This window comes from Pseudomonas sp. CCI1.1 (assembly GCF_034348165.1).
In the GTDB taxonomy this organism is placed as follows: domain Bacteria; phylum Pseudomonadota; class Gammaproteobacteria; order Pseudomonadales; family Pseudomonadaceae; genus Aquipseudomonas; species Aquipseudomonas paracarnis.
Genome location: NZ_CP133780.1, coordinates 4,810,069 through 4,831,426 on the forward strand (window position 1 = coordinate 4,810,069; position 21,358 = coordinate 4,831,426).

A 21,358-nucleotide genomic window follows, 5' to 3' on the forward strand; every position below is an offset into this window, starting at 1 on the left:
CGCGCAAAGCCTGACACCCCGTGGCGATTTCAGTTTTTTCGCGAGCAAGCTCGCTCCTACAGGGGTAGGAGCGGTTGGATTAAATCAATCCTTTCTCGTCATCATCGATCAACTGGCTCAACCCACCCAACGCTTCCCGCGCCTGGTTACGGTCCATCAACTTGGCCTGGGCTGCCGGCGGCAGGTCGGTCACGCTGATCACCCCTTTGCGGGTCAGCACCTGGATCAAGTCATCCAGCACCCGGATCATCTCCAAGTCGCTCTGTTTGAGCTGGGCCAGGCTGGTTTCCACCACTTCGTTGGCGTACCAGGCCTGGATCTCATGGTGATCGGCCGGCAGGGTTTCAGTGGATTCGGTAAAGGCGATAGCCTCTACGCGAACCAGTGCGCCCTGTGCATCACGTTGCACGTAAAACATAACAACCCCTCGAAAATGCGCCACAGGCGTTCAACAGCATAGGTCAACGCTGCGTGTATGGGCGTGAGTATGCGATGCACCGTCCGCCAGGGCCAGCGACCCGCAGGCCAAAAAAACGGCCGCCTGAAAGGGCGGCCGATTAATCGTGTCTTAAGTGTGGTCGATCTTGATGGTCGGGTCGGCACCACTGATCAGCGAGTTGATGCTGGTGTGGGACCAGTCGTTGCCTTCCAGCTTGATCGTCACATCGGCATTGGCCAGGCCACCGGCGGCGTTGAGCTTGCCTTCACTGCTCACTTGCAGGGTCGACACGCCGTCTACCGTGGTGATCTTGAGGTAGTTGTCGATGGTACTGTCGGTTTCACCTTTCAACAAATCACGCAGATCAATGCGGTCGCCTTCCGAGGCTTTGAAGTCCTTGATCACATCGTTGCCGATGTCGCCAGACTTCCACACAAAGGTGTCGGCACCCGAGCCACCGATCAGGATGTCGTTGCCCTGGCCGCCAATCAACGTGTCGTTACCCGTGCCACCCAGCAGGATGTCATTGCCTTTGCCGCCATCGAGCGTGTCGTTGCCGCCTTGGCCGAACAAGATGTCATCGCCAGCGCCGCCCAACAGTGTGTCGCCGGCATCTTTGGCGCCGGAGACGTCGAAGTCCACATAGTGCTCGGTGACGTACTGGTGAACGTTAGAGGCAGTCACTGCCGAGACAGCCACGCCGGTCTTCTGTGCGACAAAGGCCTGCAGCGCGTTGTAACCCTCGCCGTTGATCCCGCTGAAACTCACCAGGTCGCCGAACAGGATGTCGTTGCCGTCGCCACCGCTGACGGTGTCCGCGCCCGGCAACGTCGCCTCGGTGTGGCCGAGGATAGCGTTGGCGAGGTCCTTCGGATCGATGTTGGCCTGTGGCTTGCCATCGCTGTCGTACGGTGCCAGCTGATTCAAGCTGACCCCACTATTGAGGCCGATGGCTTCTACGCCACCTGTGGACAGACCTTTAAGCAGTGCGAACGCGCTGTTGGAGTTGAGGGTGGTGGAGTAGTCGGTATCGTATCCGAGGCCGCCTTGCACCGATATTTCATAGGTGCCATCCCCTTGGGCGTGGATGATTCCCTTGTTGTATCCCCAGCCGTAAGACCAGAGGGTCACCTTGCCGGCAGAGTTGATATCAAGGTAGTTATTCGAATCGATGTTGATCCGGGTGGCGGTACCTATGGTGTAGTTGTTCATGGTGACGACATCATCGAGCCTGACGTTGCCGTACAAGTACGGGTTGGTCTGCTCGGACGCTTGGTAAAACGTCGGCTGACCATCGGTGATGAAGTACGTTGTATTAATAGCGCCAGTGTTGCCAGTCGCCTGGGCACTTTTGAAGAAGTTGGACGCGGCCTTGAACACGTCTTCGTAGTTGGTCCCGCCGGTAGACACCATGGAGTCCAGGACTTTCTGCAGCGAGTCCAATGCACCTGGGTCTTTCAGGTTGACTGTCACCGTGCGATTGACCTGGTCGCTGAAATCCGCCAGGAAGATATTCACAGTGCCGGAGGTGCTGGCGCCGATACTGTTTTTCAGCGAGTTGAACGTGGTAGTCAGCGAGGTTTTTGCCGCTGCTATCGAGTCCGCACCCATACTGCCCGATGTATCGATCATGAACGCGATGTTGTAGTTCTTGCCCTGCACCACGTTCAGGCCGGCGATGTCGGCCACGACGATGTCGTTGCCATCGCTGCCATTGATGGTGTCGCTGCCCGAGGTGCCGGTGACCGAATTGTAGGTCGCCGGATGCACCGTGACTGGTAATTGCGCGGTGGTGGTCGCTGAACCGCCGATGCTCTCGGTGGAAGTCGAGGTGACTGTCAGGTTGAACTGGCCGCTGTAGTAGGTCGGCGGCTTGATGCTCAGCGTGTTCAGGTCCCAGCCTGTGACATTCACTTCGCCCACGGTTTTACCCGCAGTAAAGGTGTGCCCCGACGCGTCAGTGAGCACCGAGCCTGCCGGAATGCCACTGATCTTCACGCTCAGGGTTTCGGAGCCGTCGGTATCGGTCAGCGCGGTGGTGACCTTGGACAGTTTGACCGTGCCGTTTTCCTGGCCTTCGTTGAGCTTGTAGCCCACGTAGTAGCCGTCACCGTTGCTGCCATGCAGGTCGGATACGGTGACGCCGGCGTTGGTCAGGTCGGTAAGGCCGGTGTACAACGGCACGGTGCTGGTGCTCAGGTTCTGCACCGCCCCGCCGTTGATCGACAGGTTAACGTCGAAGCTGCCTGGGCCCGCCTGGTTGGCCTGGTAGATCTCAAGGCTGTAGTAACCGGTGGTGGTTGGCGTGAACGAGCCGCTGAACTTGCCGCTGTTGGTGCCCCACAAACCGCTGGCAACATCTTTACCGCCAACGTTGACCACCACGCTGTCATCGGCGATACCGCTGAAGGTGTAGCTCTTGCCCGCTTCCATGTAGATCAGGCCGGAGATCTTGGAACCAGAACCGGCGGTGACGTTGTCGACGGACTCGACGTTGGTCACCACGGAGGTGTTGTTGGGGGTGCCCGCGTTGTCGATGGCTTTTTTCAGTACGTCTGGCGCAGCGCCATTGCCGTTGTTTCCAAGGCCGGCGATGTTGTTCCAGCCCTGTTTGACCAGGCCGGTCGAGGCAACGCTGTTGTCGGCCACGCTCAGGGTCGGTGCGTCGGCCACTGGGGTAATATCCACTTTCACCGTGGCGCTGGTGCCCAGGTCCTTGCCATCGGTTGGCTGGAACTTGAACTGCGCGTAATCCGCCTGCTTGTTACCCACGCCAGTGCCGCCGTAACCGTCGGCGCCGGACTCGTTGGCATTCGGCGTAAAGCGCAGTTGGCCGCCATCGATCTGAGCCTTGGTAAAGGTCTGGCCGCTGCTCACGTTGGTCCAGGTGGTGCCGTCCGCCGCCAGGTATTGCAGCTTGCCGGCTACCGGCAGCTCGGTGATTTTCACCCCGAGGCTGGCTTGTGGCGAGTCCACATCGCTCACGCCGAAGTTGGCCCAGGTCAGGGCCAGCGCGGTGTCTTCCGTACCGGTCACGGCACCGCCAGTGGCCACTGGTGCATCGTTGACCGCTACCACGTTGACGGTGGTGGTGGCCACGTTGGAGTAGTTGCCGCCATCGGTCACCGTCACGGTGATGGTGCGGGGCGTGGTGCTCGGGTCGTGGCTGTTGTTGGTGAACGTGATGTTCTGGATACGCTGCATGTAGTCAGCCAGCGTCGCACTGCCGGACAACGTCAGGGTAATAGTGCCCGTCTGGTTGTTGGTGCTGACGCTGATGCCATTCACGCTATTGCCCAGGTTCAGGGCATCACCAGCCTGCGCGTTGGTCAGCGTGACCGTCGCGCCCGTCAGCAGTGTGCTGTCTGGGTCAGTGATCTTGATGTCCGTGTCGGCGATCGACACGCCCGGCCCGGCGGTACCCTCGGTGAATGTCGTCTTGTAATCGGCACCCGTGGCGCCGCTGGAGTTGTTGGCATCCAGGTCGATCACCGGCGGCGCATCGTTGTCGAGGATATTGGTGGTGACGGTGCCTTTGTCGATCACCAGGTTCTCGAAGTTGCCCCCGGTGACCTTGTCGATGGTGATAACGATCTGTTCCGTAGGCTCGGTGATCTTGTCGTCGAGCGTGCGGATATCAAACGGCACGCTGCTGGAGCCTGCCGGGATCTTCACGGTATACACGCCAGTGAAGTCCGAACCGTCAGTGGCGGTGCCGCTGTATTTGAGCGTTACGGTTACGTCGGTTTGCGGCGGGTTGGTCAAGGTCAGGGTGTAGTGGGCGGTGCCACCTTCAGTGACCGAACCGTCGCCCGTAATGCTGATTTTGGTATCAGTCACTACATCCGTGACCTTGGTGACCGCAGGGCTGCCATCAACAATCAGATGCTCGTACTTGTCGCCACCGCTGACCACGCCGGTGATCTTGGCGCTGACATCATTGGCGCCGACATAGGCATCGTTCGGTGCGGTAGCCGTCGTGAAGCTGGTGGACTTGCCGCTGCCAATGGTGATGGTCGAGCCGTTATCCAGCCTTACCACCAGGTCGGAGCCCACGTTGTTCACGGCCGCGCCGTTTTTGTCGACCAGGGACGCGGTGTAGACGATCTGCCCGCCCTCGCTGACCGAGCCAGTGGCCTTGAGCACCACTGTCACGTCATCGATGGTGTCGTTGACGGTGGTCGTGGCGCCTGCAGGAGTGATGGTCACCCCCTCGAAATTGCCGCCGGTGGTGCCGGTGATCTTGACGGTCTGGGTGCTCTTGTCGATGAACACGTCATCGGTAGGCGCCGGGACGGTCACCGTGCCCACGGTCTCACCTTGCTTGATGGTGATGCTCGAACCGTTGTCGAGCTGCACCACCATGTCACTGCCGGCCTTGTTGCTCAAGGTGGCGGTGTAGGTGATCTGGCCGCCTTCGTTGACCGCGGTTGGGGCGGTCAGGGTGACGGTGGTCAGGTCGGTGGTGCCCGGTGTGTCGGTGACGGTGGTGTTCACCGCCGTCGTGCCCGGCACCAGGTTCTCGAAGTGCTCGCCGCCAGTCACGCCTTTGATGGCGGTGGTGACGGTTTGGTCGCCTTTGTAGACGTCGTTTGGCGCTACGGTGGTGATGGAACCGCTCGACTGATTCACACCGATGGTGATGGTCTTGCCATTGTCCAAGGTGACGGTCAGCGGATTGGTGATGTTTGTCACCGCTGCGCCGTTTTTATCCACAAGGCTGGCGGTGTAGACGATGTTGCCGCCTTCGCCGACGGTGGTGGTGGCGGTCAGGACCACATCGACTTTGTCGATGGTGTCGTTGATCGTGGTGGTGGCGCCATTGCCGGCAACTTCGAGTTTTTCGAAGTTGCCGCCGGTGGTCTCGGCGATCTTGACGGTTTGGGTGCTCTTATCGATAAACACGTCATCGGTAGGCGCAGGGACAGTGACGGTGCCAACAGTTTCGCCGGCCTTAATGGTGATGCTTGAGCCGTTGTCGAGTTTCAGCGTGACGTCGGTGCCGGCCTTGTTGCTCAAGGTCGCGGTGTACGTGATCTGGCCGCCTTCGTTAACGGTACTTGGCGCAGTCAGCGTCACGGTGGTGGTGTTATCGGTACCCGGTGTGTCCGTAACGGTGGTGTTCACCGCGGTAGTGCCAGGGACCAGATTCTCGAAATGCTCGCCGCCGGTCACGCCTTTGATGGCGGTGGTGACGGTTTGGTCGCCTTTGTAGACGTCGTTTGGCGCTACGGTGGTGATGGAACCGCTCGACTGATTCACACCGATGGTGATGGTCTTGCCATTGTCCAAGGTGACGGTCAGCGGATTGGTGATGTTGGTCACCGCTGCGCCGTTTTTATCCACAAGGCTGGCGGTGTAGACGATGTTGCCGCCTTCGCCAACGGTGTTGGTGGCGGTCAGAACCACATCAACCTTGTCGATGGTGTCGTTGATCGTGGTGGTTGCGCCGTTGCCTGCAACTTCTAATTTTTCGAAGTTGCCGCCGGAAGCGTCAGTGATCTTGACGGTCTGAGTGCTCTTATCGATGAACACGTCATCGGTAGGCGCAGGCACGGTCACAGTGCCAACAGTGTCGCCAGCCTTGATGGTGATCGACGAACCGTTATCCAACTTCAGCGTTACATCAGTGCCAGCTTTGTTGGAGAGCGTGGCGGTGTACGTAATCTGTCCACCTTCGTTAACAGCGTTAGGCGCTGTCAGCGTCACAGTGGTGGTGTTGTCGGTACCTGGTGTGTCCGTGACGGTGGTATTCACCGCCGTAGTACCCGGCACTAGATTTTCAAAGTGCTCGCCACCGGTTACGCCTTTGATAGCGGTGGTGACAGTTTGGTCGCCCTTGTACACGTCATCTGGAGCAAGAACCGAAACGCTACCGCTCGATTGATTTACACCGATGGTGATGGTTTTGCCGTTATCCAGGGTCAAGGTCAACGGGTTGGTGATGTTAGTCACCGGCGCACCGTTCTTATCCACAAGGCTGGCGGTGTAAACGATGTTGCCGCCTTCGCCGACGGTGGTAGTGGCGGTCAGGACCACATCAACTTTGTCGATAGTGTCGTTGATCGTGGTCGTTGCGCCATTGCCTGCAACTTCGAGTTTTTCGAAGTTGCCGCCGGAAGCGTCGGTGATCTTGACGGTCTGAGTGCTCTTGTCGATGAACACGTCATCAGTAGGGGCGGGCACGGTCACAGTACCCACGGTCTCGCCAGCTTTGATAGTGATCGAAGAACCGTTGTCCAACTTCAACGTAACGTCAGTGCCCGCTTTGTTGGAAAGTGTGGCGGTGTACGTAATTTGACCACCTTCGTTCACTGCGCTAGGCGCGGTTAGCGTGACCGTCGTGGTGTTATCAGTGCCGGGGGTATCTGTGACGGTGGTGTTTACCGCCGCAGTGCCCGGTACCAGGTTTTCAAAATGCTCGCCGCCCGTCACACCCTTGATCGCGGTGGTGACAGTCTGATCGCCTTTGTACACATCATCAGGAGCAATAACCGAAACGCTACCGCTCGACTGATTCACACCAATGGTAATGGTTTTGCCGTTATCCAAGGTGACGGTCAGCGGGTTGGTGATGTTAGTCACCGGCGCACCGTTTTTATCCACAAGGCTAGCGGTGTAGACGATGTTGCCGCCTTCACCAACGGTGGTGGTGGCGGTCAGAACCACATCAACCTTGTCGATGGTGTCGTTGATCGTGGTGGTTGCGCCGTTGCCTGCAACTTCGAGTTTTTCGAAATTGCCGCCAGTGGTTTCGGTGATCTTGACGGTCTGAGTGCTCTTATCGATAAACACGTCATCGGTAGGGGCAGGCACGGTTACGGTGCCAACCGTGTCGCCAGCCTTGATGGTGATGCTTGAACCGTTGTCGAGTTTCAGCGTTACGTCGGTACCGGCTTTGTTGCTCAAGGTCGCGGTGTAGGTGATCTGGCCGCCTTCGTTAACGGCACTTGGCGCAGTCAGCGTAACCGTGGTTGTGTTATCGGTGCCTGGGGTATCCGTAACGGTGGTGTTCACCGCCGTAGTACCCGGCACCAGATTTTCAAAGTGCTCGCCGCCGGTTACGCCTTTGATAGCAGTAGTGACGGTCTGATCGCCCTTGTAAACATCATCAGGAGCAAGAACCGAAACGCTACCGCTCGACTGATTCACACCAATGGTGATGGTTTTGCCGTTATCCAAGGTGACGGTCAGCGGGTTGGTGATGTTAGTCACCGGCGCACCGTTTTTATCCACAAGGCTAGCGGTGTAGACGATGTTGCCGCCTTCACCAACGGTGGTGGTGGCGGTCAGAACCACATCGACCTTGTCGATGGTGTCGTTGATCGTGGTGGTCGCACCGTTGCCCGCAACTTCGAGTTTTTCGAAATTGCCGCCAGTGGTTTCGGTGATCTTGACGGTCTGAGTGCTCTTATCGATAAACACGTCATCGGTAGGGGCAGGCACGGTTACGGTGCCAACCGTGTCGCCAGCCTTGATGGTGATGCTTGAACCGTTGTCGAGTTTCAGCGTTACGTCGGTACCGGCTTTGTTGCTCAAGGTCGCGGTGTAGGTGATCTGGCCGCCTTCGTTAACGGCACTTGGCGCAGTCAGCGTAACCGTGGTTGTGTTATCGGTGCCTGGGGTATCCGTAACGGTGGTGTTCACCGCCGTAGTACCCGGCACCAGATTTTCAAAGTGCTCGCCGCCGGTTACGCCTTTGATAGCAGTAGTGACGGTCTGATCGCCCTTGTAAACATCATCAGGAGCAAGAACCGAAACGCTACCGCTCGATTGGTTTACGCCAATGGTGATGGTCTGGCCGTTATCCAAAGTCACGGTCAACGGGTTGGTGATGTTGGTCACCGGTGCGCCGTTCTTATCCACAAGGCTGGCGGTGTAGACGATGTTGCCGCCTTCGCCAACGGTGGTGGTCGCGGTCAGGACTACATCGACCTTGTCGATGGTGTCGTTGATCGTGGTGGTCGCGCCATTACCTGCGACTTCCAGTTTTTCGAAGTTGCCGCCGGAAGCGTCGGTGATCTTGACGGTCTGCGTGCTCTTATCGATAAACACGTCATCGGTAGGCGCAGGCACGGTTACGGTGCCAACGGTGTCGCCAGCCTTGATGGTGATGCTTGAACCGTTGTCAAGTTTCAGTGTTACGTCAGTGCCCGCTTTGTTGGAAAGCGTGGCGGTGTACGTGATCTGCCCACCTTCGTTTGCCTCGGCCGGAGCGGTCAGCGTCACCGTAGTGGTGTTGTCAGTGCCTGGTGTATCCGTAACGGTGGTATTAACCGGGGTAGTACCTGGAACCAGATTTTCAAAGTGCTCGCCGCCGGTCACGCCTTTGATGGCGGTAGTGACGGTCTGGTCGCCTTTGTAGACATCGTCTGGCGCGATGGTGGTGATAGAACTGCTCGACTGGTTTACGCCAATAGTGATGGTCTGGCCGTTATCCAAAGTCACGGTCAACGGGTTGGTGATGTTGGTCACCGGTGCGCCGTTCTTATCCACAAGGCTGGCGGTGTAGACGATGTTGCCGCCTTCGCCAACGGTGGTGGTCGCGGTCAGAACCACATCGACTTTGTCGATGGTGTCGTTGATCGTGGTGGTCGCGCCATTGCCTGCAACTTCGAGTTTTTCGAAATTGCCGCCAGTGGTTTCGGTGATCTTGACGGTCTGGGTGCTCTTATCGATAAACACGTCATCGGTAGACGCAGGCACGGTCACGGTGCCGACGGTTTCACCGGCCTTGATGGTGATGCTTGAACCGTTGTCGAGTTTCAGCGTGACGTCGGTGCCGGCCTTGTTGCTCAAGGTCGCGGTGTACGTGATCTGGCCGCCTTCGTTAACGGCACTTGGCGCAGTCAGCGTCACGGTGGTGGTGTTATCGGTACCCGGTGTGTCCGTAACGGTGGTGTTCACCGCGGTAGTGCCAGGGACCAGATTCTCGAAATGCTCGCCGCCGGTCACGCCTTTGATGGCGGTGGTGACGGTTTGGTCGCCTTTGTAGACGTCGTTTGGCGCTACGGTGGTGATAGAACCACTCGACTGATTCACACCGATGGTGATGGTCTTGCCGTTATCGAGGGTGACGGTCAGCGGATTGGTGATGTTGGTCACCGGTGCGCCGTTCTTATCCACAAGGCTGGCGGTGTAGACGATATTGCCGCCTTCGCCGACGGTGGTAGTGGCGGTCAGGACCACATCGACTTTGTCGATGGTGTCGTTGATCGTGGTGGTGGCGCCATTGCCTGCAACTTCCAGTTTTTCGAAGTTGCCGCCAGTGGTCTCGGTGATCTGAACGGTCTGGGTGCTCTTATCGATAAACACGTCATCGGTCGGGGCGGGCACGGTCACAGTGCCAACAGTGTCGCCAGCCTTGATGGTGATCGAAGAACCGTTGTCGAGTTTCAGCGTTACGTCAGTGCCCGCTTTGTTGGAAAGCGTGGCGGTGTACGTGATCTGCCCACCTTCGTTTGCCTCGGCCGGAGCGGTCAGCGTCACAGTAGTGGTGTTGTCGGTACCCGGTGTGTCCGTAACGATGGTGTTCACCGCGGTAGTGCCCGGCACCAGGTTCTCGAAATGCTCGCCGCCGGTTACGCCTTTGATGGCGGTGGTGACAGTTTGGTCGCCCTTGTACACGTCATCAGGAGCAAGAACCGAAACGCTACCGCTCGACTGATTCACACCAATGGTGATGGTCTCGCCATTGTCCAAGGTTACGGTCAGCGGGTTGGTGATGTTAGTCACCGGTGCGCCGTTTTTATCCACAAGGCTGGCGGTGTAGACGATGTTGCCGCCTTCGCCAACGGTGGTAGTGGCGGTCAGGACCACATCGACTTTGTCGATGGTGTCGTTGATCGTGGTCGTTGCGCCATTGCCTGCAACTTCCAGTTTTTCGAAGTTGCCGCCAGTAGTCTCAGTGATCTTGACGGTCTGGGTGCTCTTGTCGATGAACACGTCATCGGTAGGCGCGGGCACGGTTACGGTGCCAACAGTTTCGCCAGCCTTGATGGTAATCGACGAGCCGTTGTCCAACTTCAGCGTGACGTCAGTGCCAGCTTTGTTGGACAGCGTGGCGGTGTACGTAATCTGCCCACCCTCGTCTGCTTCGGCCGGAGCCGTCAGCGTCACGGTGGTGGTGGTGTCGGTACCGGGGGTATCGGTGACAGTGGTGTTCACTGCCGTAGTGCCAGGCACCAGGTTCTCGAAATGCTCGCCGCCGGTTACGCCTTTGATGGCGGTGGTGACAGTTTGGTCGCCCTTGTACACGTCATCAGGAGCAAGAACCGAAACGCTACCGCTAGTCTGGTTTACGCCAATGGTGATGGTCTGGCCGTTATCCAAGGTGACGGTCAACGGGTTGGTGATGTTAGTCACCGGCGCACCGTTTTTATCCACAAGGCTAGCGGTGTAGACGATGTTGCCGCCTTCACCAACGGTGGTGGTGGCCGTCAGGACCACATCGACCTTGTCGATGGTGTCGTTGATCGTGGTGGTTGCGCCGTTGCCTGCTACTTCGAGTTTTTCGAAGTTGCCGCCGGAAGCGTCGGTGATCTTGACGGTCTGAGTGCTCTTATCGATGAACACGTCATCGCTAGGAGCGGGCACGGTCACAGTGCCAACAGTGTCGCCAGCCTTGATGGTGATCGAAGAACCGTTGTCGAGTTTCAGCGTTACGTCAGTGCCCGCTTTGTTGGAAAGCGTGGCGGTGTACGTGATCTGCCCACCTTCGTTTGCCTCGGCCGGAGCGGTCAGCGTCACAGTAGTGGTGTTGTCGGTACCCGGTGTGTCCGTAACGATGGTGTTCACCGCGGTAGTGCCCGGCACCAGGTTCTCGAAATGCTCGCCGCCGGTTACGCCTTTGATGGCGGTGGTGACAGTTTGGTCGCCCTTGTACACGTCATCAGGAGCAAGAACCGAAACGCTACCGCTCGACTGATTCACACCAATGGTGATGGTCTCGCCATTGTCCAAGGTTACGGTCAGCGGGTTGGTGATGTTAGTCACCGGTGCGCCGTTTTTATCCACAAGGCTGGCGGTGTAGACGATGTTGCCGCCTTCGCCAACGGTGGTAGTGGCGGTCAGGACCACATCGACTTTGTCGATGGTGTCGTTGATCGTGGTCGTTGCGCCATTGCCTGCAACTTCCAGTTTTTCGAAGTTGCCGCCAGTAGTCTCAGTGATCTTGACGGTCTGGGTGCTCTTGTCGATGAACACGTCATCGGTAGGCGCGGGCACGGTTACGGTGCCAACAGTTTCGCCAGCCTTGATGGTAATCGACGAGCCGTTGTCCAACTTCAGCGTGACGTCAGTGCCAGCTTTGTTGGACAGCGTGGCGGTGTACGTAATCTGCCCACCCTCGTCTGCTTCGGCCGGAGCCGTCAGCGTCACGGTGGTGGTGGTGTCGGTACCGGGGGTATCGGTGACAGTGGTGTTCACTGCCGTAGTGCCAGGCACCAGGTTCTCGAAATGCTCGCCGCCGGTTACGCCTTTGATGGCGGTGGTGACAGTTTGGTCGCCCTTGTACACGTCATCAGGAGCAAGAACCGAAACGCTACCGCTAGTCTGGTTTACGCCAATGGTGATGGTCTGGCCGTTATCCAAGGTGACGGTCAACGGGTTGGTGATGTTAGTCACCGGCGCACCGTTTTTATCCACAAGGCTAGCGGTGTAGACGATGTTGCCGCCTTCACCAACGGTGGTGGTGGCCGTCAGGACCACATCGACCTTGTCGATGGTGTCGTTGATCGTGGTGGTTGCGCCGTTGCCTGCTACTTCGAGTTTTTCGAAGTTGCCGCCGGAAGCGTCGGTGATCTTGACGGTCTGAGTGCTCTTATCGATGAACACGTCATCGCTAGGAGCGGGCACGGTCACAGTGCCAACCGTGTCGCCAGCCTTGATGGTAATCGACGAGCCGTTGTCCAACTTCAGCGTGACGTCAGTGCCCGCTTTATTGGAAAGCGTGGCGGTGTACGTAATCTGTCCACCCTCATTCGCTTCGGCCGGAGCGGTCAAGGTCACGGTAGTGGTGTTGTCGGTACCGGGTGTATCGGTAACGGTCGTGTTAACCGGGGTAGTACCTGGAACCAGATTTTCAAAATGCTCGCCGCCGGTCACACCCTTGATAGCGGTGGTGACGGTTTGATCGCCTTTATAGACATCATCAGGAGCCAGAACCGAAACGCTACCGCTAGTCTGGTTTACGCCGATGGTGATGGTCTGGCCGTTATCCAAGGTGACGGTCAACGGGTTGGTGATGTTAGTCACCGGCGCACCGTTTTTATCCACAAGGCTAGCGGTGTAGACGATGTTGCCGCCTTCGCCAACGGTGGTGGTCGCGGTCAGGACTACATCGACCTTGTCGATGGTGTCGTTGATCGTGGTCGTTGCGCCATTGCCTGCAACTTCTAATTTTTCGAAGTTGCCGCCGGAAGCGTCGGTGATCTGGACGGTCTGGGTGCTCTTATCGATGAACACGTCATCGGTAGGTGCCGGCACAGTTACGGTGCCGACGGTTTCGCCGGCTTTGATGGTGATCGACGAGCCGTTATCCAGCTTCAGCGTGACGTCGGTGCCGGCCTTGTTGCTCAAGGTCGCGGTGTAGGTGATCTGGCCACCCTCATTCGCTTCCGTCGGAGCTGTCAGCGTTACGGTAGTGGTGTTATCGGTGCCTGGTGTATCAGTAACGGTGGTGTTCACCGCGGTAGTGCCAGGGACCAGATTCTCGAAATGCTCGCCGCCGGTCACACCCTTGATAGCGGTGGTGACGGTTTGATCGCCTTTATAGACATCATCAGGAGCCAGAACCGAAACGCTACCGCTAGTCTGGTTTACGCCGATGGTGATGGTCTGGCCGTTATCCAGGGTGACGGTCAACGGGTTGGTGATGTTGGTCACCGGCGCACCGTTTTTATCCACAAGGCTGGCGGTGTAGACGATGTTGCCGCCTTCGCCAACGGTGGTGGTCGCGGTCAGGACTACATCGACCTTGTCGATGGTGTCGTTGATCGTGGTCGTTGCGCCGCTGCCTGCGACTTCCAGTTTTTCGAAGTTGCCGCCAGCGGTTTCGGTGATCTGGACGGTCTGGGTGCTCTTATCGATGAACACGTCATCGGTAGGTGCCGGCACAGTTACGGTGCCGACGGTTTCGCCGGCTTTGATGGTGATCGACGAGCCGTTATCCAACTTCAGCGTGACGTCAGTACCGGCCTTATTGCTCAAGGTCGCCGTATAGGTGATCTGGCCACCCTCATTCGCTTCGGTCGGTGCTGTCAGCGTTACGGTAGTGGTGTTATCGGTGCCTGGTGTATCAGTAACGATGGTGTTCACCGCGGTAGTGCCCGGCACCAGGTTCTCGAAATGCTCGCCGCCGGTTACGCCTTTGATAGCGGTGGTGACGGTTTGATCGCCTTTATAGACATCATCAGGAGCAAGAACCGAAACGCTACCGCTAGTCTGGTTTACGCCAATGGTGATGGTCTGGCCGTTATCCAAGGTGACGGTCAACGGGTTGGTGATGTTAGTCACCGGCGCACCGTTTTTATCCACAAGGCTAGCGGTGTAGACGATGTTGCCGCCTTCACCAACGGTGGTGGTGGCCGTCAGGACCACATCGACCTTGTCGATGGTGTCGTTGATCGTGGTGGTTGCGCCGTTGCCTGCTACTTCGAGTTTTTCGAAGTTGCCGCCGGAAGCGTCGGTGATCTTGACGGTCTGAGTGCTCTTATCGATGAACACGTCATCGCTAGGAGCGGGCACGGTCACAGTGCCAACCGTGTCGCCAGCCTTGATGGTAATCGACGAGCCGTTGTCCAACTTCAGCGTGACGTCAGTGCCCGCTTTATTGGAAAGCGTGGCGGTGTACGTAATCTGTCCACCCTCATTCGCTTCGGCCGGAGCGGTCAAGGTCACGGTAGTGGTGTTGTCGGTACCGGGTGTATCGGTAACGGTCGTGTTAACCGGGGTAGTACCTGGAACCAGATTTTCAAAATGCTCGCCGCCGGTCACGCCTTTGATGGCGGTAGTGACGGTCTGGTCGCCTTTGTACACATCGTCTGGCGCTACGGTGGTAATGGAACCGCTCGATTGGTTTACGCCGATGGTGATGGTCTTGCCGTTATCGAGGGTGACGGTCAGCGGATTGGTGATGTTAGTCACTGGTACGCCGTTCTTATCCACAAGGCTGGCGGTGTAAACGATGTTGCCGCCTTCGCCGACGGTGGTAGTGGCGGTCAGGACCACATCAACTTTGTCGATCGTGTCGTTGATCGTGGTGGTCGCACCGTTGCCCGCAACTTCGAGTTTTTCGAAATTGCCGCCAGTGGTTTCGGTGATCTTGACGGTCTGAGTGCTCTTATCGATAAACACGTCATCGGTAGGGGCAGGCACGGTTACGGTGCCAACAGTGTCGCCAGCCTTGATCGTGATCGACGAGCCGTTATCCAGCTTCAAGGTGACGTCAGTACCGGCCTTGTTGCTCAAGGTCGCGGTGTACGTAATCTGACCACCTTCGCTCGCCTCGGTTGGAGCCGTCAGCGTCACGGTAGTGGTGTTATCGGTACCCGGTGTATCAGTCACAGTTGTGGTGACGTTATCGGTACCTGGGACCAGATTTTCAAAGTGTTCGCCGCCGGTTACGCCTTTGATAGCAGTAGTGACGGTCTGGTCGCCCTTATACACATCATCAGGAGCCAGAACCGAAACGCTACCGCTCGATTGGTTTACGCCAATGGTGATGGTCTGGCCGTTATCCAAGGTGACGGTCAACGGGTTGGTGATGTTAGTCACCGGCGCACCGTTTTTATCCACAAGGCTAGCGGTGTAGACGATGTTGCCGCCTTCGCCAACAGTGTTGGTGGCCGTCAGAACCACATCGACTTTGTCGATGGTGTCGTTGATGGTGGTGGTTGCGCCGCTGTCTGCCACTTCGAGTTTTTCGAAGTTGCCGCCGGTGGTTTCGGTGATTTGGACAGTCTGGGTGCTCTTGTCGATGAACACGTCATCGGTAGGCGCCGGCACGGTTACGGTGCCAACGGTTTCGCCAGCTTTGATAGTGATCGAAGAGCCGTTATCCAGCTTCAAGATGACGTCGGTACCGGCCTTGTTGCTCAAGGTCGCGGTGTAGGTGATCTGACCACCTTCGTTCGCCTCGGTCGGAGCGGTCAGTGTCACGGTAGTGGTGTTATCGGTGCCTGGTGTATCAGTAACGGTGGTGTTAACCGGGGTAGTGCCAGGGACCAGATTTTCGAAGTGCTCGCCACCAGTGACACTTTTGATGGCGGTGGTGACGGTCTGGTCGCCCTTATACACATCATCAGGAGCCAGAACCGAAACGCTACCGCTCGATTGGTTTACGCCAATAGTGATGGTCTGGCCGTTATCCAAAGTCACGGTCAACGGATTGGTGATGTTGGTCACCGGTGCGCCGTTTTTATCCACAAGGCTGGCGGTGTAAACGATATTGCCGCCTTCGCCAACAGTGTTGGTGGCCGTCAAAACCACATCAACTTTGTCGATCGTGTCGTTGATCGTGGTGGTCGCACCGTTGCCCGCAACTTCGAGTTTTTCGAAGTTGCCGCCGATGGTTTCGGTGATCTGGACGGTCTGGGTGCTCTTGTCGATGAACACGTCATCGGTAGGCGCAGGCACGGTTACGGTGCCAACAGTTTCTCCAGCCTTGATGGTGATCGAAGAGCCGTTATCCAGCTTCAAGGTGACGTCGGTACCGGCCTTATTGCTCAAGGTCGCGGTGTAGGTGATCTGACCACCTTCGCTCGCTTCGGTCGGAGCGGTCAGTGTCACCGTAGTGGTGTTATCGGTGCCTGGTGTATCCGTAACGGTGGTATTAACCGGGGTAGTACCAGGAACCAAGTTCTCGAAATGCTCGCCGCCGGTCACACCCTTGATAGCAGCAGTGACGGTCTGATCGCCTTTATAAATATCGTCTGGCGCCACGGTAGTAACGGTGCCGCTGGATTGGTTAACACCGATGGTAATGGTCTGACCGTTATCCAAAGTCACGGTCAACGGGTTGGTGATGTTAGTCACCGGCGCGCCGTTCTTATCCACAAGGCTAGCGGTGTAGACGATATTGCCGCCTTCACCAACGGTAGGAGTTGCCGTCAGCACCACATCAACTTTGTCGAGGGTGTCGTTGATCGTGGTGGTTGCGCCATTGCCTGCAACTTCCAATTTCTCGAAGTTGCCGCCAGAGGTCTCAGTGATCTGGACGGTCTGCGTGCTTTTGTCGATGAACACATCATCGCTAGGCGCAGGGACAGTTACGGTGCCAACGGTCTCGCCAGCCTTGATGGTGATCGACGAACCGTTATCCAACTTCAGCGTGACATCTGTGCCAGCTTTGTTGGAAAGCGTGGCCCTGAATTCATAGAATAAGCGCAACGCTTGAAACGAGAGGCAGAGAGCCAGCCACCGGTAGAATCCAGGCTCTCACACCGAAGGATTCAAGCGCAGATGACTACGCATTACCGGCAGCTGACTCAGGGACAACGTTACCAGATTGAGGCTGGCTTGAGCGCCGCAGAGAGCCAGGCGAGCATTGCAAAGCGGGTCGGCGTGCATCCCTCGACGATCAGTCGCGAGGTTCGCCGCAACAGCACCCAGAATATCTACAAGGCTGTTTCTGCGGCCCATGAAAGTGATGCTCGTCGAGCGGGTGCGCGCAAGTTTTGCAAGCCGGCGACATGGCTCAGCCATCATCTCCCGGTGTGGCTCAAGCATGGCATGAGTCCGGAGCAGATCGCCCAGCGGTTGAAGCAGGAGCAGCCAAGCCGGGCGGTCAGCCATGAGTGGATTTATCGGTTCATTGCCGCCGAACAGCGCGCCGGTGGTGAGCTTTATACCTATCTGCGACATCGCCGAAAGCGCTACCGGAAACGCTATGGAAGCCACGATCGGCGCGGGCAGCTGCGTAATCGCGTGTCAATCAGTGAACGCCCAGCCGAGGTCGAAAGCCGCGAGCGCCTGGGGGACTGGGAGGGCGATACGGTACATGGACTGGGCGGTAACCTGGTGACCCTGGTTGATCGCAAAAGCGGCTATCTGAGCGCCTATCCGGTCAAGCGCAGAACGCGCCGGCAGGTAACGCGGGCGATCAATCTGATGCTTCAGGGCCATGCCGCTCACACGCTGACGCTGGATAACGGAAGGGAGTTTGCCGGGCATGAACGCATCGCGCTACGGAGCCAGTGCCAGGTCTTTTTTGCAGACCCCTATTCATCCTGGCAACGTGGCACCAATGAAAACACCAACGGTCTGCTCCGCCAGTATTTCCCCAAGGGCAGCGACTTCAGCAAGCTGACCGTCGAAGCCGTCAATCGGACAGTAGCGAGGATCAATCTACGCCCGCGCAAGCGCTTGGGCTGGAAGACGCCGTACGAAGTGCATACAGGGGTGAGCGTTGCACTTATGTGTTGAATTCAGGGGCGGTATACGTAACCTGCCCACCTTCGTTCGCCTCGATTGGCGCTGTCAGCGTCACAGTGGTGGTGTCGATCGAATCGGTAATGGTGGTAATCGCTGGCGTGGTGCTCGGCACCAGGCTCTCGAAATTGCCGCCAGTCGTACTCGTAATCGTCGTACTGACGGTGCTGCCGTTGACGTAGACGTCATTAGCCGGCGTATCAACGACAACGCTGCCTGTCGATTCGCCGGCCTTGATGGTGATCACCGAGCCATTGCTCAAGGTGACGTTCACCGGCGTTTGCGCCGGGTTGGTCAGCGTGGCGGTATAGGTGATCTGGCCGCCTTCAGTCACGGTCGAACCTGCGGTCAGGGTGACCGTGGTGGCATCGATCGAATCGGTAATGGTCGTGACCGCAGGCGTGGTATTCGGTACCAGATTCTCGAAGTTACCGCCCGTTGTACCGGTGATCGTGGTGCTGACGGTAGAGCCATTGTTGTAGACGTCGTTAGCTGGCGTATCAACCACAACGCTACCCGTCGACTCACCGGCCTTGATGGTGATCACCGAGCCATTGCTCAAGGTGACGTTCACCGGGGTCTGCGCCGGGTTGGTCAAGGTGGCGGTGTAGGTGATCTGGCCGCCTTCGGTCACGGTCGAACCTGCGGTCAGAGTGACCGTGGTGGTGTCGATCGAATCGGTAATGGTGGTGACCGCAGGCGTGGTATTCGGTACCAGATTCTCGAAGTTACCGCCCGTTGCGCCCGTGATCGTGGTGCTGATCGTCGAACCGTTGTTGTAGACATCGTTAGCCGGCGTATCAACGACAACAGTGCCTGTCGACTCACCAGCCTTGATGGTGATCACCGAGCCATTGCTCAAGGTGACGTTCACCGGGGTCTGCGCTGGATTGGTCAGGGTGGCGGTGTAGGTGATCTGGCCGCCTTCGGTCACGGTCGAACCAGCGGTCAGGGTGACCGTGGTGGTGTCGATGGTGTCGGTGATCTGCGTCACGGCCGGGTTAGGGTCGATGGTCAATACCAGGTTGCCGCCGCCGGTGGTACCGGTAACGCCGACGCTGATCTGGCCCGGGTCGATGTACGGGCTGTCATTGGGGGCCAAGGGCACATTGACGGTGCCGGTCAACTGGCCCGACGGGATAGTAATCACCGCGCCATTGGTCAAGGTGACGGTCAGGTCACTGGTGGATGGCCGGGTCACGGTAGCGGTGTAGGTCAGCACGCCGCCCGCTTCGGTGATGGTCGGCGTCGCGCTCAGGGTTAAAGTCGAAGGCTGCAGCACTTGGTTACCCGAGTCTGCCGAGCCTGGTGCTCCGCTCAGGGCGTTGAGTGCCGAAGTGCCTTGGCCGATGGGTGCGGTGGGGAAGCCGATGGTCGGGTCTACACGGCCGGCGGTCGCGTCCAGCACCACGAAGCTGTGGCCGCCCCCGGCAGCACCATTACCGGCAGCGTTTGCGCCGGCGGCAGTGGCTTCCAGGTCGGTGGTCGGGTCGGCGCCGGCGGCGATGGCTTGTTGCAGCTCGGCCACCGAGGGTGCGGCTTGCTCGCTGGCCGCTGCCAGGTCGGCGGTGGAGTCCGGCATATCGGCGCTCCACTGGGTGTCCCGGCCCAGGTCCAGGATGCGACCGTCGGCCAGTTCCAGGCTCACGGCGCCCGACAGACCGGTGTCGATCTGGTCGCCGGCAAACAGACGATCACCTTCTACAAGGACGCGACGGGCACCTTCCGGAGAAATTACGAAAACTTGACCAACAATGCTTTTGACGGTGGCAACAACACTGCTCATTAAAATTTTCTCCGGCGATCCGTTTCGACAAATCCATTTCGCAGCGCGCTATTAGCGCTGCCAATCTGGGGGCGTAGTCTATAAATGCATTGACGTCAAATATTTGGCTGGATTTTTTAGCTATCTAGTTTGTGCCAAACTATTGACCTTATGGGCGTCATCCTAAACAATCGCCCTAGTAATGTCACATTGATATTTATGCGGCGAACCGTCCTACATGTGTGAAGCAGTTCCGCTTTTCGAACTTTCCGACGTACGGTCATTACGGTAGCCATTATCCGACGCAGCGGTGCTAATCGCTGTGATTTAAGACAAGAAGTCTTGGGGAAATTTTAAATGCGTCTGCACCTGTTCAAGGCAATACCGTTCGCTCTCGCCGCCAGTTTCGTACAAGCCCAGACACTGCCCCAAGCCATGCAACAGGCATTGGATGTACACCCGGAAATCCAGGCGGGTGTTAACAGCCGCATCGCCGCCGATTACCAATTGCGCGCCGCACAAGGTGGCTACCTGCCGCGTGTCGATCTGAACGCCGGATACGGCCGCCAAGGAACCGACAACGCCACCACCCGCGCCAACAACCCTGGCGGCAATCACTGGGACACGCTCAATCGCGGCGAATCCAGCCTGCGCCTGCAGCAAATGATTTTTGACGGTTTTGCTACCTCCAGCGAAGTCGGGCGTCAACAAGCCAACGTTAATTCCCGCGCTTACTCCTTGCTGGGGACTTCCGAGCGCACTGCGCTGACCGTTGCCCAGGTTTACCTGGAAGTATTGACCCGCCGTGAGTTCGTACGCTTGGCCGAAGTCAACCTGCGCAACCACGAGCGCATCTACGACCAGATCAAGTTGCGCACCGAGCGCGGCGTCGGCAACGGTGCCGACCAGGACCAGGCTGAAGCCCGCCTGGCCCAGGCCCGTAACAACTTGATCACCGAGCAGACCAACCTGGCCGATGCGCAGGTCAACTACCTCAGCGCCGTCGGCCAGATGCCCGACGAACTCGAGCGTCCGGCCCCGTTCATGGCCATGCTGCCGGCAGACCTGAATGAAGCCCGTCGCCAGATGCTCGACAACAGCCCGGTACTGCGTTCGGCCGAGTCGGATATCTCTGCCGCCGAGAAGCAGTACGACGCCGCCAAATCCACCTTCTACCCACGCTTTGACGCTGAGCTGGGCACCAACGCCGACAACAACGTCTCCGGTGACCCCAACCACAGCAATGGCTGGGAAGCCATGGTGCGCATGCGCTTCAACCTGTTCGCCGGTGGCAGCAACAAGGCCGACCTGCAATCGAAGTCCTACCAGGCCAACCAGGCGTTGGACATTCGCAACAACGCCTTGCGCCAACTCAATGAAGAGCTAGGCTTGGCTTGGAACGCCCTGAACAACGCCAACGCGCAATTGCCGGTTGCCCAGCAGTACGTGGATCACAGCACTCGCGTACGTACGTCCTACCAGCAACAGTTCAGCCTTGGTCAACGTACCCTGTTGGATTTGCTCGACAGCGAAAATGAATTGTTCACCGCTTCCCGCCGCCTGGAAGAAATCAAGAACATTCAGTTATTTACTCAGTACCGAATCAAGGCGACCATGGGCGAATTGCTCAAGAGCCAGGGAGTGGTTGCACCAATGGCCTCCGTCGTGCAGAACGACGTGAAACCTAAAGTCCAACTGCCTGGGATGAATTGAGCCACCCCAAT

4 protein-coding genes and 1 pseudogene are annotated in these 21,358 nt (G+C 57.9%); 2 read left to right on the plus strand and 3 right to left on the minus strand.

What is annotated here, in order from left to right:
* Positions 1-79: 79 nt before the first annotated feature.
* Positions 80-418 carry a hypothetical protein gene (locus RHM69_RS21870; protein WP_014716366.1) on the minus strand — a complete coding sequence of 113 codons (339 nt, stop codon included), beginning with the start codon at positions 416-418 and terminating at the stop codon, positions 80-82.
* 150 nt (positions 419-568) lie between these two features.
* On the minus strand, positions 569-16,828 hold the full coding sequence (locus RHM69_RS21875) for a LapA family giant adhesin (RefSeq protein WP_322255316.1): 16,260 nt from the start codon (positions 16,826-16,828) through the stop codon (positions 569-571).
* Between the two features lie 72 nt (positions 16,829-16,900).
* Between RHM69_RS21875 and RHM69_RS21880 the strand changes: the two genes are divergently transcribed.
* Entirely contained in the window at positions 16,901-17,863 is a 963-nt protein-coding gene (locus tag RHM69_RS21880) for an IS30-like element ISPpu17 family transposase (protein ID WP_004577240.1), read from the plus strand.
* 7 nt (positions 17,864-17,870) lie between these two features.
* Here the strand turns inward: RHM69_RS21880 and RHM69_RS21885 are convergent.
* Positions 17,871-19,655: pseudogene (locus RHM69_RS21885) on the minus strand (retention module-containing protein); the annotation flags it as partial.
* 336 nt (positions 19,656-19,991) lie between these two features.
* Between RHM69_RS21885 and RHM69_RS21890 the strand changes: the two are divergent.
* Positions 19,992-21,347, plus strand: a complete 1,356-nt coding sequence (locus tag RHM69_RS21890) for a TolC family outer membrane protein (protein WP_032902111.1) — start codon at positions 19,992-19,994, stop codon at positions 21,345-21,347.
* The last annotated feature ends 11 nt before the right edge of the window (positions 21,348-21,358 follow it).